This window comes from Janthinobacterium sp. RA13, from assembly GCF_000745325.1.
Taxonomy (GTDB): Bacteria; Pseudomonadota; Gammaproteobacteria; order Burkholderiales; family Burkholderiaceae_D; genus Janthinobacterium; species Janthinobacterium rivuli.
In genome coordinates, this window is sequence record NZ_JQNP01000001.1 from 978,141 (window position 1) to 991,245 (window position 13,105).

Sequence of the window (13,105 nt, forward strand, 5' to 3'; positions counted from 1 at the left end):
TTCTATGAAATTAGAAAAGGTGTGTTAGAAGTTCGAAATCAAGATCGCGCCGATAATCGTGGCCAGGCTGGCGGAGAATAGCAGCCAGCGGAAGTCGACTAATAAGGTGCTGGCGGCAACATGCTGGTCGATGCCCGTTTCCACGCGCTTGGCGAGGAAGGGGCCCAGGAAAGAGTTCGACGTGCGCGACAGCAGCATCAGAATGCTGAACAGGGCCAGCGACACGGCGATGCGCCGCGTGCGGATGCCGGCGATGCGCACGGAGTAGGCGAGGGTGCCGATAATGTGGATGATGAACGTCAGTGCGCAAATCAACAGCAATTGCTTGTCCATCACAACCTTGCAGTAAAGAAAATATCATTCCATGCTGCCATGGAGTTACTTATTTTTCAACTGCGAATAAGATAATTTTCTTATTAATTGGGTTTCGTGGTGTTTTGGGCGTTTGTATGCAGTTGGCGGTTTTTCACCCCAAACCCAGAGCAAGGGCCGGGGTCAGACCCTTAGGGTCTGACCCCGGCCCTTGCTCTGGGTTTGGCCATGCCAGTATCGGGGCATAGCGCGCTCCCAGTGCTTGCATTTCACCCACGCGCCCTCATCTGGGTTGCAATGGTAGCCTGTAGCGCTGCCTCATTCGAACCAACCAGGAGAAGCCCCATGAGTTTCGATTCCTTTCTGTCCAAACTGAAGACCAAAGCCAGCGAACTGAAAACCGAGGCACTGAAGTACAAGAACAAGGATTTCCTGAACGCCGCGATGGCCGGCTCGGCCCTGATCGCCATGGCGGACGGCAGCGTCAGTGCGGAAGAGAAGCAAAAGATGGTCAAATTCATTGAAAGCAATGATGCGCTGTCGGTGTTTACCACCACGGACGTGATCAAGGCTTTCCAGGACTATGTCGGGCAGCTGGAATTCGACAAGGATATCGGCGAAGCCAAGGCGTATCAGGCGCTGGGCAAGATGAAGTCGAATGTGGAGGCGTCGCGCCTGCTGGTGCGCATGATTATCGCCGTCGCTTCGTCGGACGGCAATTTCGACGCCAACGAACAGCGCGTGGCCAGCAAGATTGCGCGCGAGCTGGGTTTGAATCCAGGCGAGTTCGAGCTGCAGTAACTTTCAAGCCAGCCGGCCCCGGCTGGCCAGACTTAACTCTTGTCCCACCACGGCGGCGTGCCCGACGACCAGGGGCACGTCATTTGCACTTCGCTGATCCTGTAGCGGATCTCGATCACCTGGCCATGGTGAAACGGACCGCGTCTCCAGTCGCCGGAATCAAAGACGTAGCCTTTGCCCTTGATGCAAAGACTGCTCGGATTGTTGCCGATGGGGCCGGTCGAGTGCAGGGTGACGCGCACTTCGCCGTTGGCGTCCAGCGGCGCGTCGCCACCCATGAAGAGTGGATCCGAGCCGACGTCGCAGACAGTGGTGCTGCCTATCTTGCTGCAGTGCTTGATATACGTTTGCTGGCGCGCCTGGGCCAGGTAATTGTCATGCCGCATTGGCTTGCCGTCGTCATAGGTAAAGCGCAGGATGACTTGCGTGGGCTCGCTGGCAGGATGGCGCGTGGTGCTGGTGCAGGCGGCGCTGACGAGGGCCAGCAAGGGCCAGGCCAGCAGGCGCAGGATGCCGCGCAGCAGCGTCGAGATCGGGTTGTTGCCGGGGGATTGCCGCATGTGCCGTTGCCATTTGTCTCATGAACTGGACGGCGATCATAGCATGCGAAGGCAGCCGTTCCGCCAGGACGCGCCGCGATTCAATTCCTGCAGTACTTTCTTGCACAATATCCCATAGCCCACACCCGTGCCGCGCTTGTGTGCGGCCAGGTCGTAGCGGGCGCTGATGTCGTCCCAGGCCGCCGTCTGCTTGATGGCGGCCTGGGTCAGCGCGTTTTGCTGTTGGACAGAATACTGTTTGCTCATGGCTGCCACCCCATGTGGAATGCCGCTTGCCGGCTTAGCGCGATGCCAGGCTCATGCTTTGCACGTGGGCGGGCACGATGGCGCCGCTGGCCAGTTTTTCGGCCGGTACTTGCATCAGCACTTCGCCGCCCACGCCGCCGTCGTCGCGCAAGTCGATGCGCATGGCCAGTTGCTGGTCGAGCGCCACGAAGCTGTTGCTGCCGCTGGCGATGATGCGGTGTTCTTCCTGGTCGTCGATGCGTGCATACATCATGGCGCCGATGTTGCCCGCATTGCGCAGGTACAGCACTTGCCCGTTCGACAGCTCATAGCCGCCGCGGAACGGAGCAAACCTTTCCGCACTCATGAAATGCTGGTGTACCGGCAGTTCGATCGTCTGCAGGCGCCCGCCTGGAACGACGACGGTCTGGCTGTCGGGGAGCGTTTGCGCATTTGCCAGCAGGGCGCAGACGCCCAGGGTGCCGGCCAAGATCCATGTTTTCATTTTTTTACCCATCCTTGAACTTTGGTGCCGGCCGCTGCCGGCGCGGCGATGTTGTTATCGGTGACAGGGAACCACACCGGCTGGTCCGCGTGCCTTGCTGTCACTCTGGCAAGGCGCGGGCGACCGGTGTTGCCAGTGTAGGCAGGCAAGATGCACCGCGCATCATCCGATCGGATGACACGGCCTCATGCATCGACGATGGCCAGGTGCGCCGTCGCGCCGTGGATCAGGGCGATCAGCTCGCCCTGGCGCCGCGTATCCGTCTTCAAATAGGTGTGGTGCAGATGCGTCTTGACGGTGTTGACGCTGATGCCGCCCTGCGCGGCGATTTCCTCGATGGTGGCCCCTTGCGCCAGCGCCTTGCCCACTTGCGCCTCGGCTTGCGTCAAGTCAAACAGCTGGCGCAAGGCAGGAACGGACGTGCACGTTTTCGTGGGGTCGCGCGCGATCAGCAGTGCGCAGGTGGGCTGGCAATCGGCAAGCGGGCTGATGGTCAAGGCCAGCGGCGCTTGCTGCTTGCGCGCCAGGCGGAGCGACTGGCATTGCGCCGCGCCACCGGCGCTGGCGATCACCAGGCGCACGGCGCGCACCAAGGCGGGCGGCGCGGCGTGTTCCAGCTGCGCCGCATGCAGCGCGTGTCCGGCGGGGGTGGCGAAGCGCAGCGCGAGGCTGGCGTCGAGCACCAGCACGGCGGCGCCCATGGCGTCGAGCGCCGCCTGCGCGCAGTGGCTGGCCAGCCGCGCCTCGCGCAGGCGCTGCTGCAGGCACAGCGCGCGTTGCAGATGCGGCAGAAGTTCCTGCCATTGCTGGCCGTTCAGGCCGGCGCTGTCGAGCTGCGGCCAGTCGCCTGTGCCGCAGGCCGAGTCGTACATGGCGCCGATCAGCTTGCTCACATCCGCCGTGACTGTCCCTGTGATCATGCTTGCCCCCAATCCTGATGACATCAGTGTGCCGCAGGCGTGCAGGTGCGGAACTGGGTAAGGGCGGTCTTGCGCGGCGATCCGCCCCGCCTTTGTGAGGAGGGGCTGGTCGCTGCCATCTGTCCTGGGCAACTATCAAGATAGTACAAACGCTGCACCACCGCAATGCGGCGCTGCCGATGCAATCGTGCTCCCGGATTAAAAATTCCTCGATACAATAAAAAATTGTTAAAAATATAAACCATGGAGCATGGGCGGGAGTCGCATGCCATTCACTTAGCGAAAGTTTGTATGCAACCAAGCAAGCATTACCTGACGGCACTTCCGGCGCTGGCACTGTGCCTGACGCTGGCGTTTATGGGCGGCAGCGCCGTGGCGCAGGCTGCCGACAAAGTGCCGCCAGCGTCCAGCGGAGCGCGGCAGGGCAAGGTCAAGCCTGCCGATACGGCCAACCTGGTCAGTCATCTGCGGCGCGTGATCACCGATGAAACGAATGACACGCCGCCGCGCATACTCAATGCCTTCGTCGCCAAATACCAGCAGCGCGCGCTCGATGCGGGAATCGACGACCTCGACCGGCAGTCGCAATACGTGGTGCTGGCGCTGTACACGTCGGGCAAGGCAATGGAGCAGCCGCAGTTCGTGGCCCTGATGAAAAATCCGCCCGCCTCGGTGGACGCCTTTTACGATGCCCTGCACGCCTTGCCGAATACCGTCTGGGAGGCGGGGCCGCCGTTGTGGGAGGCGTATGCGGCGAAATAATAATTCGTCGAGCCGTGACAACATTGCAGAATTGACGGTGTCATCATTCGTGATTGCTGAGGGTATCTTATGCTAAAAAATCTTAGGTCGATGAAGCCGGCGCTGATCGGTTTCCTGTGGCTTTGCATGGCGGTTTCACATGCGGCAACGGGCAAGGAAAGCAAGGAGTTGATCGTAAATATAAGCGCCTACAACCATACCGATCACGGGGTGGGAAGTTATGAGGTGACCTTGCAGAATGGCGCCAGCGCGGGGGCGGGCTATCTGGATGCTGGCCAGGGTGGCGGCGGACATACTTGCTGCCTTTCCCTTCCCCGCGTGTGGCAAGCGGGAATGACGGCGACTATCGTCATGCACACCATCAAGAATGGCAAGGACATCCGCGTGGAACAAACCGTGCCAGTGCCAAAGTACACGGCTGACGATGCGGGAATGTTCATCGTGCATTTTCTGAGCAATGGCAAATACAAGGTGTTCGTCACCCGCTACCTGCTCGGCCATCGAAAATACCCGCTGTCAGGGAAAGAGGCGCAACTGGAGCGGGGCGTTCCGATTGAAATTATCTGGGGCTGAAGACGCTGCGCGGCAGAAGGGTCATGCACATGCGGTTCCCTGTGAGGACCAAATGATATTTTTCTCGAAAAATAGCTATGCCGCCTGTTTCGTGTGCATGGTCTTGTCGCTTTTGAATACCGGCTGTGCGAGGAGCGAACGACAAATCACCGTGAGCCTGACGGGCTACAACCATGGCGAGTACGGCGTCGGCAGTTATACCGTGACACTGGCCGATGGCTCGTCGGCGGAGGCCGGGTATCTTGCTCCCGGCGGGGGCGGAGGGGGAGAGACTTGCTGCCTTTCGATACCGGCGCGATGGAAGCCTGGGATGACGGCGGCCGTCGCCATGCATACGGTAAAAAACGGCGAGGATGTCCGCGTGGAGCAAACGGTGGCGGTTCCTCCGTATGCTCCCGCCGATGCTGGCCGCTTCGTCGTGCATTTTCTTCACGATGGCGGCTACAAGGTCTTCGTGACCAAATACTCGCTGGGGCATCGAAAATATCCGCTTTCCGGCAAGGAGGCGGAGATGGAGCCGGGCGTGCCCTTGGAAATCATCTGGGAATAGTGCCGCTAGCTTGCTGCTGCACGTCGCGCTCCGTCGGCAATCAGGCTTTGCAGCAGCATGCGCGATTTCGCATCCGTGGCCCGCACGTTATCGAGCCGGGCGAGCAGTTCGGCCGGGTCAAATTTTTTGATTAACTTGCAATAATCTTCTGTTTCTCGCGGACAGAATTCGAGTTCCAGCAACGCAACGGTTTTCGCCGTCAAGCCACGCCGTTGCACCTCGGACAGGAGATCGGCACTTTGCCTTAGCGCCCTGGCGAAAGCACTCTTGATCAGCTTCCCGAAGGGCATGCCAGGGTCTTCTGTGATTACCCGACAGGCGACGCGCACGGCAGTGGCGTTGCCGTTGCGAATTTCCAGCGCCACCTGCTTGCACACCTGCGACAGGCGCAGCCCTGGATGTGCGATTGGCGGCCCAGAAGCGAACTGGTCCAGCTTTTCTCCAAGGAATTCTTCAAGTTCTTCCAGGCTGGCGATCAGTATCATCATCCAGATTGCTTATTGCAGGGCGGCCGGCACTGCCGTGGTCTTGCGCCGTATCACAAGCGTACCAGCGATCTTGTCGTGCCATCCCTGCTTGCGCGGGTCCCTGGCGACCCAAAGAAATCCCAGGTAAAACGGTAGCGCCGACAGGTAAGCACTGAGGCAGCGTTTGACACACTGGCTGGCAGACGGTTTGCCGCCCGTCTTCGCATCGACGATGATCGCGCCGATGGCCATCTTGCCAGGCGTTGTAGACAGGGCAATCCAAAACGCCAGTTGAATCAGTGGCGGCATGACACATGAAATCATGAAGTGGGCCGGGCCACGGAAAAAGGAATCGGTCAAAAAGTAGCTTTCGCCATAGATGGCTATCAACATCGGTATGATGAAAATCAGCAAGAGCAAGGTGTCGATCAACGTCGCGCCAACGCGCGGCCAAAAGCCGACATAGTCCATTTCAGGGTGCTGTTGCATTACTTTCTTTCCAAAACGTCAGTAAATGGATGGCCGCCAGAGTCGGGGCAGAATGGCGCAGTGTACGAGCTTGTTATTTTCATTGCAAGCCAAGTAACCCCCAATAAATTATTGTGATTTCTGGCTTCCATAACCGGCGCTCTGCGGTGTTGCCCGCTGCTAGCAGTGCTCGCACTGCGTCGCAACGGACGCCTTGCATCCGGTTCTGTTCGTCATAAATTCACAATAATTTCCTGAGGATTACTTAGCGGTTTTATCAGGTGTTTGATACCGCATGGTGAAATCCGATGCAATCGGACGCATGGAAAACATATCCATAGGGTAAGCTTCGGCCCTAAGCTATTTCGCAACTCTATCAAAATTACATGACCTCCATAATGATCCCCGACGTCGCCCTGGTCGACAATACCGAACAACGCACACCGCTGGTGCTCGTGCTGGACTGCTCCGGCAGCATGGCCGGCGAACCCGTCTCGCTGCTCAACGAAGGCCTGGCCTTGCTGGAACAGGAACTCAAGTCCGACGTGATCGCCGCCAAGCGCGTGCGCATCCTCGTGATTCAATATGGCGCGCACGATGAAGCCGTGGTGGCCAGCAACTGGTGCGACGCCATGGATTTCACGGCGCCCCAGTTGGAAGCGAACGGCACCACGCCGACCGGCGCCGCCGTCGAACTGGCGCTGGCCGAGATCGAGCAGGAAAAACAGCGTTTCCGCCAGGCAGGCGTGGCGTACACGCGGCCGTGGCTGTTTTTGATGTCGGACGGCGAGCCGACGGACCGCTGGCAGCACGGCGCCGAGCAGGCGCGCGCGGCCGAGCAAGCCAATAAAGTGGCGATCTTCCCCATCGCCGTGGGTGACAACGCGAATATCGATTCCCTGGGGCAGTTTTCCAGCCGGGGCGAGCGGGGCGTCAAGCAGCTGAAGGGCTTGCAGTTCCGCGAACTGTTCCTGTGGCTGAGCGCCAGCATGCAGGTGGTGTCGCAATCGCGTCCCGGCGCGCAGGCGCAGCTGGCCTCGACGGACGGCTGGTCCGTCGTAAGCACCTGATCCATGGCCGCGGTACAGAATACCTGGCGCGTGTTTGGCGCCTCCGTCACGGGCAAGGCCCACCTGGATAAAGCCATCCCTTGCCAGGATGCGCACGCGCACGCCGTCGTGGGCGACGTCCTGGTGGCCATCGTCTGCGATGGCGCCGGTTCGGCCAGGCTCAGCGAGCAGGGCGCGCAGTTTGTTGCCGCGCACACCGTGCAGGCGCTGGCCGGCCGGCTGGAGCAGGGCGCCACCGTGCAGGATTTGCATGACGGCGCACTGGCCGGCACCCTGGCGCAGATCCGCGCCGCGCTCGACGACATTGCCCGCGCCGCCGACGCTACCCTCGACGACTACGCCGCCACGGTCGTCGGCGTGGTCATGGGACAAGATAGCGGCTTCTTCTTCCACCTGGGCGATGGCCTGGGCGTGGCGCAGCTGATTGACGGCGGCGAACTGATCTCGCTGCCCGCCAACGGCGAATACGCCAACGAAACCTACTTTATCAGCGGCGAGCGCTGGCGCGAACAGCTGCGCCTGTTGCCGATTCCCCGATCCGTGCGCGGCGTGGTGCTGATGTCCGATGGCTGCATGCCCTTTGCCATGAGCAAGAACAATGCGGCCCTGTACGCACCCTTCATGGATGCCGTGCAAGGCTATCTGCGCACGGTCGACAGCGTCGAGCTGGGCAACGCAGCACTGGCATCCACCCTGGCCGACCCGCGCACGCACCAGATCACGGGCGACGACAAGACCCTGCTGCTGGCCTTGCGCGCATGAGCCGGAAGCAGGGTGTGACACCGGGGCTGAGTCCGGGTGGAAAAATCTGGCTCGACAAAGTCCGTACGCTGGTGCTGGGCAAACTGATTAAAAGCGGCGGCGCGGGCAGCGTGTATCTGCTGCCGGGCGCGCCTGCGCAGGTGGCCAAGCTGTACCATCCGCACCTGGACCGGGCCGCCAACCGGCGCAAGCTCGAAGCGATGCTGGAATTGTCGCCCGAGTTGCCGGACCAGTTGGAAAACGGCAAGCGCTACGTGCAGATCGCCTGGCCGCAAGCGGCCGTGTTCGACGGCCAGGGCGGCTTCGCCGGTTTCGTCATGCCCTTGCTGGACATGGCGCAGACGGCCGAGCTGGAACAGATCATGCAGGAGCGGCAAGCGCGCGCGGCAGGCTTGCCCACGGGACTCGGTCCCAAGCTGACCCTGGCCGCCAACCTGGCCGCCGTCATCGATGCGCTGCACCAGCAGCAGCATTATGTGGTCGATCTGAAACCCGTGAATCTGCGCTTCTACCGCGATTCGCTGTACATCGCCATGCTCGATTGCGACGGTTTCAGCATCCAGGGCCATGCGGAGCGCTTTCCTGCGGAGCAATTCACGGCCGACTACCTGGCGCCGGAATTCCAGCGCAAGGGCATGCCGGCGGGCATGGAAATGGCGCAAGACCGTTTCGCGCTGGCCGTCGTCATCTTCCAGCTGCTCAACTTTGGCATCCACCCGTACAGCGGGCGGCCCGGCAATGCGCAAGTGGCGACCGATATTCCCGGGCGCATCCGCGACGGCTGCTATGCGTATGGGATAAAACGCCACAAGCAGCTGGCGCCGAACGCCACCAGCGGCCACGCGCTGATGCCGCCCGAGCTGCGCGCCATGTTTGACCGCGCGTTTTCGCCATCCCCCAAACCGCAGCGGCCGTCGGCGGCCGACTGGGCGCAGCTGCTGCGCGGCTATGCACAGCGCAGCGGCGGCAAGTTGGTCGTGTGTACCGCGAATCCCGAACACCAGCATTTCGCGGGCCAGGGTTGCGCGGCGTGCGCGCGCGACAAGGTCATCGGCGCGGCCGCGCAAGCCTCGGTGCAGGCGCAGCAGATGCAGCTGCAACAGCAATCGTTGCCGCCGCAGCGCAGTACGCGCGGCGCGCATCATACGGCGCCCGGGCAGATGCCCGTCCGGCTGCCTGCTGGCAGTGGGCAGGCCAATGCGGTCGGCATTTCTGGCAAGGGCTGGGCCGTGGTGGTGCTGCTGATCGTGCTGTTCCTGATTGGCTTTACGGCCTGGACCTCGTCGCCCGATGAAGCCAAGGCCAAGGCCAGCCTGCAGGCGCAAGCGGACCAGGCGGCTGGCCTGGAAGTATTTCGCTGGCGCACGCGCAAGACTGCCGGTTTCCAGCCGTCCGATGCGCGCAAGGCCGTGCGCAGCATGTCGCAAGCGGTCAGCAAGGGCGACGACGACGCCGTTACGCGCGGCTTGCAGCTGTTGTACCGGGCAGGCGAAGGAAAGCCGTCCACCTACGCTGGCGACCCGATGCGCGTCCGGCTGCGCACCACCTTGATGGAAGGCCTGGGGTCGATGCCGGGCTACGCCCCCGAATTGTCGGATACGTATCTCGACAACTTGCAAGCCGACCCGCGCGACTATCTGGCGGCGGCGGCCATGGGCCGCATGTACCTGAGCCTGGACGAACCGCAGGCGGCGCGCCAGTATTTCGAGCAAGCCGTGTGGGCACGCCCCACCGATGGCGTAGCCTGGCTGGGCATCGCGGCCACTGCCCTGCTGCGCGGCGGCGATGAGCGCGATGCCGTGAATCTGGTGGCGCTGGCGCAGCTGACGGCTTACCGTTATGCCGTGCAGAACGCCTTGCCGGCGGAACCGGGCGAACCGGCCGACAACGGCGTCGCTCGCACGATGCAGCGCATGGACCTGAACGCCAAGGTGTTGCGCCTGGCTCAGGGGTGGGATTACCAGAAACGCTGGGACAAGGTGCTGGCCGAGGGCGCGCTGTTGGCGGCCAAACTCAAGGCCATGCCGCCCTTGCGCGACCAGGTCGGCGGCGTGCAGCGCGACACGATGACGACGGTTGCGTATGGCGTGCTGGACGAAAAGCACGCAACGGGTGAAAACCGCCTGACCCTGACCATCGCGGCCGACGGCACCCTGACCTATGCGGCGGCCGAGTTGCCGATGGAGCCGATGCTCAACAAGGTGCTGCTCGACAGCGTGAAGCGCTGGACCTATTTGCCGGCCGTGCAGCACGGTCAATTGCAGGATGCCAAGGTGGTGGTGCTGGTGCGCTACCGCGATGGCCGGGTCAGCTTTGTGCCGGGCGGCGTGGCCGTCACGGCGGAAAATTAGAGGAATACCATGAAAATCAAGACCTTATGCGCCGTGCTGGGCGCGTCCTTATTGTGGCCCGCGTTGTCGCAGGCGGAGATCGTTCAACGCCAGGTGGTGACAGCCATCGCCAGCGAGCAGGATAGCGAAGGCGCCGACGTGCTGACCGTGGCCGCGAACACGGCTTGCGGCGGCCGCCAAGTGCGCATGGATGCGCGCTCGGTCGGGCTGGACGATGGGCCATACGAAGCGATGAAAGCCCGGCTGGCCAGGCAGATCCTCAGCAAGACGCCCATGCTTGTCACCTTGAAAAAATGCCCGGACGATGCGAGCGTGCCCATCGTGCGCCAGATCGCCGCCTGCACGCCAGCGGCCTGCACCGACGGCCGGGCGCGGTTGTACCTGCACGAGCGTTTCTACCCCATCGAGCAGGAAAAGGCGCCAAACGTGTTGCTGTTGCCTTTGCCGAAAGGCAAGCTGCCGGGTACGTGGAAGGTGGACATTTACAGCGTGGCCGGCCACAAGCTGCGCCTGTCGGGCCAGGTCAACCGCGCCGATTATGCGCAGGGCGAGCTGGTGGGTGGCTATGTCACGTATTACCCGAATGGCAAGATCGAGAAACAGGTGGCGCAGGATGGGCAGGGCCGTCAGCATGGCATCGGCAGCAAGTATTTTCCCGATGGCACGCTGGAGCTGCGCGGTGACTGGCGCCATGGCTTGCCAGAAGGCGAGCATCAACGCTATCACTCTACCGGCAAGTTGAGTGAAACGAGCATCTACCGCGACGGCAAGCAGCTCGACGGTCCAGTGCAGACGTTTGATGAAAATGGCAAGCTGAGTAGCAGCTACACTTTGCGCGGCGGCAAGATGGAAGGCGAGATGCTCACATACTTCCCTGATGGAAAAATCTCCAGCCGCGCGGAAATGCAACACGGCAAGTTCAATGGCGTGAGCACGAATTACTACCCAAATGGCGCCGTGCAAGCCAGGATGACGCAGGTTAACGACTTGCCCACGGGCGAGGCAATGGAATTCTATGCGGACGGCAAGGTGAAAAGCCGCCAGCAATATGGAGACAAGGGCGGGCTGCTCAGTATCCAGCGCTACAGCCCTCAGGGCGTGCTGGTGCTGGAACGGAAATGGGATGCACAACTGCGCGAACAGGGCACGTCGCGCTCGTGGTACGAGAACGGCAAGCCGGAACAAGCCATCGACTACGTGAACGACCGGCGCGACGGCTGGAGCCGCAGCTGGCACGAGGATGGCAGTTTGAAGGGCGAATGCCAGTATGTGGCCGGCAAGGCCCAGGGCGGCTGCGGCGAGGCGCCGCCAGCGCCGGAACTGCAGCGCAAGGAGCAGGCATGGCGCGCCTTGTGAAGCATGTGCTGCTTGCAACGCTGCTGTGGCCGGCGCTGGCCCACGCCGAGATCGAACAGCGGCAAGTAATCACCGCGATCAAGGCGACGCCCGACGGCGACGTGCTGACCCTCGCCAGCGACAGCGGCTGTGGCGACAGGCAGGTGCTGATGAATGCTGTTTCCGTGCGGCTGGATAAGGATCAGTATGTCGCCATGAAGCAGCAATTGGCTCCCTTGATCCGCGACAAGACGCCCTTGCTGATGCGTATCAAATCCTGTCCCGCGCCAGGCGGTGCTGGAGCGCTCGTCATGCCCGAAGTTGGCAAGCTGGGCCGCTGCGAGCCGCAAGCCTGTGCCGATGGCAAGGCGCGCCTGTACCTGAATCACAATCTGACGCGCGGCGAAGTCAAGGAACATGCGCGCTATGCGCTGGTCGTGCCGCTGCCGCCAGGCAAGACGCGCGGCACCTGGCAAGTCGAGGTGGTGCACGCGCGCGAAGGCGAGCCGAAGCGGCTGATTGGCGAGGTCAACGATCCCGATTACCTGCGCGGCAAGCTGGTGGGCAACTACAGCATGTACTACCCGCATGGCCAGGTCGAGATGCAGGTGGAGCAGGATGGCCGCGGCGTGCAGGAAGGTGTGCAGACCCTGTATCGTCCTGAGGGCCAGATTTCCATGCGCAACACGTGGCGCAATGGCGTGCAGGAAGGCGAACAGCGGACCTATCACGATACGGGCAAGCTGAACGAGGCCAGCCAGTACAAGAACGGCGCCCGCGCCGATGGCGTGGTGGAAACCTTCGACGAGGATGGCAAGTTGCGCACGCGCATGACTCAGGTCAAGGGCCAGACGGAGGGCGAGCTGCTGCTATTTTATCCCGATGGCACGGTGGAAAGCCGCAGCCGGTACGAGAACGGCATCCAGTCAGGACCGAGCACCGGCTACTTCCCGGATGGCAAGGTGCAGCGTACAACGCAGTACGTGGACGACAAGCCGGCCGGCGACAGCGTCGAATATTACCCGGACGGCAAAGTCGCCAGCAAGCGCAGCCACAGCGGCCACTATGTCTTGCGCAGCGAACAGCGTTTCAGCCGGACCGGCGTATTGATGGTGCACAAGCTGTGGAACGCGAGCGGGCGCGAGGAGGGCGCATTGCGTTCCTGGCATGCGAATGGCAAGCCGCGTCAATTGATCGAATATGTCGATGGCGAACGCCAGGGCTGGACCCGGTACTGGCGCGAGGATGGCGGGCTGGAGAGCGAGTGCCGCTATGTGGCGGACGAGGCGCAGGGTAGTTGTACGGGCGCGTCCGCGACGATGTCGTACACGGACGATGGGATTGAGTTTGAGATGCCGGAATCGTGAGCCGGGGAGGTCGTTATGGACCATGGCGCATGGCTGCTTGTGCCGGGCAGGACCTTTTGTGGGAGGCAGCTTTCGCC

General features: G+C 62.0%; 15 protein-coding genes and 1 pseudogene. 9 read left to right on the forward strand and 7 right to left on the reverse strand.

Going from position 1 to position 13,105, the window contains the following annotated elements:
* Positions 1-27: 27 nt before the first annotated feature.
* A pseudogene (locus FG13_RS04070) lies at positions 28-333 on the reverse strand (lipid II flippase family protein); the annotation flags it as partial.
* Positions 334-657: 324 nt separating this feature from the next.
* Between FG13_RS04070 and FG13_RS04075 the strand changes: the two are divergent.
* Complete coding sequence (locus FG13_RS04075; RefSeq protein WP_035818589.1) at positions 658-1,113, forward strand: tellurite resistance TerB family protein; 456 nt, start codon at positions 658-660, stop codon at positions 1,111-1,113.
* Between the two features lie 32 nt (positions 1,114-1,145).
* Here FG13_RS04075 and FG13_RS04080 read toward each other — a convergent pair whose 3' ends face one another.
* The 4 genes from FG13_RS04080 to FG13_RS04095 form a co-directional block, all read right to left on the reverse strand.
* A complete protein-coding gene (locus FG13_RS04080; RefSeq protein WP_035818592.1) occupies positions 1,146-1,673 on the reverse strand; it encodes a hypothetical protein in 528 nt (175 codons plus the stop codon).
* A 36-nt stretch (positions 1,674-1,709) separates the two neighbouring features.
* On the reverse strand, positions 1,710-1,919 hold the full coding sequence (locus FG13_RS04085) for a hypothetical protein (protein WP_035818594.1): 210 nt from the start codon (positions 1,917-1,919) through the stop codon (positions 1,710-1,712).
* Positions 1,920-1,953: 34 nt separating this feature from the next.
* Positions 1,954-2,403 (reverse strand): hypothetical protein, encoded by a 450-nt coding sequence (locus tag FG13_RS04090; protein WP_152598670.1) that lies wholly within the window; start codon positions 2,401-2,403, stop codon positions 1,954-1,956.
* Positions 2,404-2,588: 185 nt separating this feature from the next.
* Positions 2,589-3,323: a helix-turn-helix transcriptional regulator gene (locus FG13_RS04095; protein ID WP_035818598.1), complete on the reverse strand. Its 735-nt coding sequence runs from the start codon at positions 3,321-3,323 to the stop codon at positions 2,589-2,591.
* Positions 3,324-3,614: 291 nt separating this feature from the next.
* Here FG13_RS04095 and FG13_RS04100 point away from each other — a divergent pair, with 291 nt between their 5' ends.
* From FG13_RS04100 to FG13_RS04110, 3 genes are all read left to right on the forward strand, one after another.
* A complete protein-coding gene (locus FG13_RS04100; RefSeq protein WP_051958491.1) occupies positions 3,615-4,085 on the forward strand; it encodes a hypothetical protein in 471 nt (156 codons plus the stop codon).
* Between the two features lie 90 nt (positions 4,086-4,175).
* Positions 4,176-4,658 carry a DUF3304 domain-containing protein gene (locus tag FG13_RS29300; RefSeq protein ID WP_235211661.1) on the forward strand — a complete coding sequence of 161 codons (483 nt, stop codon included), beginning with the start codon at positions 4,176-4,178 and terminating at the stop codon, positions 4,656-4,658.
* 52 nt (positions 4,659-4,710) lie between these two features.
* Positions 4,711-5,208 carry a DUF3304 domain-containing protein gene (locus FG13_RS04110; protein ID WP_035818600.1) on the forward strand — a complete coding sequence of 166 codons (498 nt, stop codon included), beginning with the start codon at positions 4,711-4,713 and terminating at the stop codon, positions 5,206-5,208.
* A gap of 5 nt (positions 5,209-5,213) precedes the next feature.
* Here the strand turns inward: FG13_RS04110 and FG13_RS04115 are convergent, their stop codons facing one another.
* Both FG13_RS04115 and FG13_RS04120 read right to left on the reverse strand, forming a co-directional pair.
* Positions 5,214-5,696 carry a hypothetical protein gene (locus FG13_RS04115; RefSeq protein ID WP_035818602.1) on the reverse strand — a complete coding sequence of 161 codons (483 nt, stop codon included), beginning with the start codon at positions 5,694-5,696 and terminating at the stop codon, positions 5,214-5,216.
* Positions 5,697-5,705: 9 nt separating this feature from the next.
* The gene (locus FG13_RS04120) at positions 5,706-6,146 is read right to left on the reverse strand and encodes an RDD family protein (RefSeq protein ID WP_235211662.1); all 441 of its coding nucleotides are present in this window, start codon (positions 6,144-6,146) and stop codon (positions 5,706-5,708) included.
* A 383-nt stretch (positions 6,147-6,529) separates the two neighbouring features.
* On the opposite strand from FG13_RS04120, the gene FG13_RS04125 reads away from it, so the two are divergent.
* Genes FG13_RS04125 through FG13_RS04145 form a run of 5 tightly spaced genes read left to right on the forward strand, consistent with a single transcriptional unit; the run spans position 6,530 to position 13,028 of the window.
* Entirely contained in the window at positions 6,530-7,213 is a 684-nt protein-coding gene (locus tag FG13_RS04125; protein ID WP_035818608.1) for a vWA domain-containing protein, read from the forward strand.
* 3 nt (positions 7,214-7,216) lie between these two features.
* Positions 7,217-7,975 carry a PP2C family serine/threonine-protein phosphatase gene (locus FG13_RS04130; RefSeq protein WP_035818621.1) on the forward strand — a complete coding sequence of 253 codons (759 nt, stop codon included), beginning with the start codon at positions 7,217-7,219 and terminating at the stop codon, positions 7,973-7,975.
* Positions 7,972-10,326: a hypothetical protein gene (locus FG13_RS28745; protein WP_152598671.1), complete on the forward strand. Its 2,355-nt coding sequence runs from the start codon at positions 7,972-7,974 to the stop codon at positions 10,324-10,326. The genes FG13_RS04130 and FG13_RS28745 overlap by 4 nt, the downstream gene beginning before the upstream one ends.
* Positions 10,327-10,335: 9 nt before the next feature.
* Complete coding sequence (locus tag FG13_RS29875) at positions 10,336-11,682, forward strand: toxin-antitoxin system YwqK family antitoxin (RefSeq protein ID WP_035818629.1); 1,347 nt, start codon at positions 10,336-10,338, stop codon at positions 11,680-11,682.
* Positions 11,667-13,028, forward strand: coding sequence for a toxin-antitoxin system YwqK family antitoxin (locus tag FG13_RS04145; RefSeq protein WP_035818631.1), 1,362 nt, complete (start codon positions 11,667-11,669; stop codon positions 13,026-13,028). Before FG13_RS29875 ends, FG13_RS04145 begins: the two co-directional genes overlap by 16 nt.
* The last annotated feature ends 77 nt before the right edge of the window (positions 13,029-13,105 follow it).

Bases quoted from the DNA above. Each gene is read 5' to 3' on its own strand.
- FG13_RS04100 (WP_051958491.1), top strand. From the start codon at position 3,615: ATGCAACCAAGCAAGCATTACCTGACGGCACTTCCGGCGCTGGCACTG.
- FG13_RS04115 (WP_035818602.1), bottom strand. From the start codon at position 5,696: ATGATGATACTGATCGCCAGCCTGGAAGAACTTGAAGAATTCCTTGGA.
- FG13_RS04130 (WP_035818621.1), top strand. From the start codon at position 7,217: ATGGCCGCGGTACAGAATACCTGGCGCGTGTTTGGCGCCTCCGTCACG.
- FG13_RS04095 (WP_035818598.1), bottom strand. From the start codon at position 3,323: ATGATCACAGGGACAGTCACGGCGGATGTGAGCAAGCTGATCGGCGCC.
- FG13_RS28745 (WP_152598671.1), top strand. From the start codon at position 7,972: ATGAGCCGGAAGCAGGGTGTGACACCGGGGCTGAGTCCGGGTGGAAAA.
- FG13_RS04120 (WP_235211662.1), bottom strand. From the start codon at position 6,146: ATGGACTATGTCGGCTTTTGGCCGCGCGTTGGCGCGACGTTGATCGAC.
- FG13_RS04080 (WP_035818592.1), bottom strand. From the start codon at position 1,673: ATGCGGCAATCCCCCGGCAACAACCCGATCTCGACGCTGCTGCGCGGC.
- FG13_RS04110 (WP_035818600.1), top strand. From the start codon at position 4,711: ATGATATTTTTCTCGAAAAATAGCTATGCCGCCTGTTTCGTGTGCATG.
- FG13_RS29300 (WP_235211661.1), top strand. From the start codon at position 4,176: ATGAAGCCGGCGCTGATCGGTTTCCTGTGGCTTTGCATGGCGGTTTCA.
- FG13_RS04090 (WP_152598670.1), bottom strand. From the start codon at position 2,403: ATGAAAACATGGATCTTGGCCGGCACCCTGGGCGTCTGCGCCCTGCTG.
- FG13_RS29875 (WP_035818629.1), top strand. From the start codon at position 10,336: ATGAAAATCAAGACCTTATGCGCCGTGCTGGGCGCGTCCTTATTGTGG.
- FG13_RS04145 (WP_035818631.1), top strand. From the start codon at position 11,667: ATGGCGCGCCTTGTGAAGCATGTGCTGCTTGCAACGCTGCTGTGGCCG.
- FG13_RS04075 (WP_035818589.1), top strand. From the start codon at position 658: ATGAGTTTCGATTCCTTTCTGTCCAAACTGAAGACCAAAGCCAGCGAA.
- FG13_RS04085 (WP_035818594.1), bottom strand. From the start codon at position 1,919: ATGAGCAAACAGTATTCTGTCCAACAGCAAAACGCGCTGACCCAGGCC.
- FG13_RS04125 (WP_035818608.1), top strand. From the start codon at position 6,530: ATGACCTCCATAATGATCCCCGACGTCGCCCTGGTCGACAATACCGAA.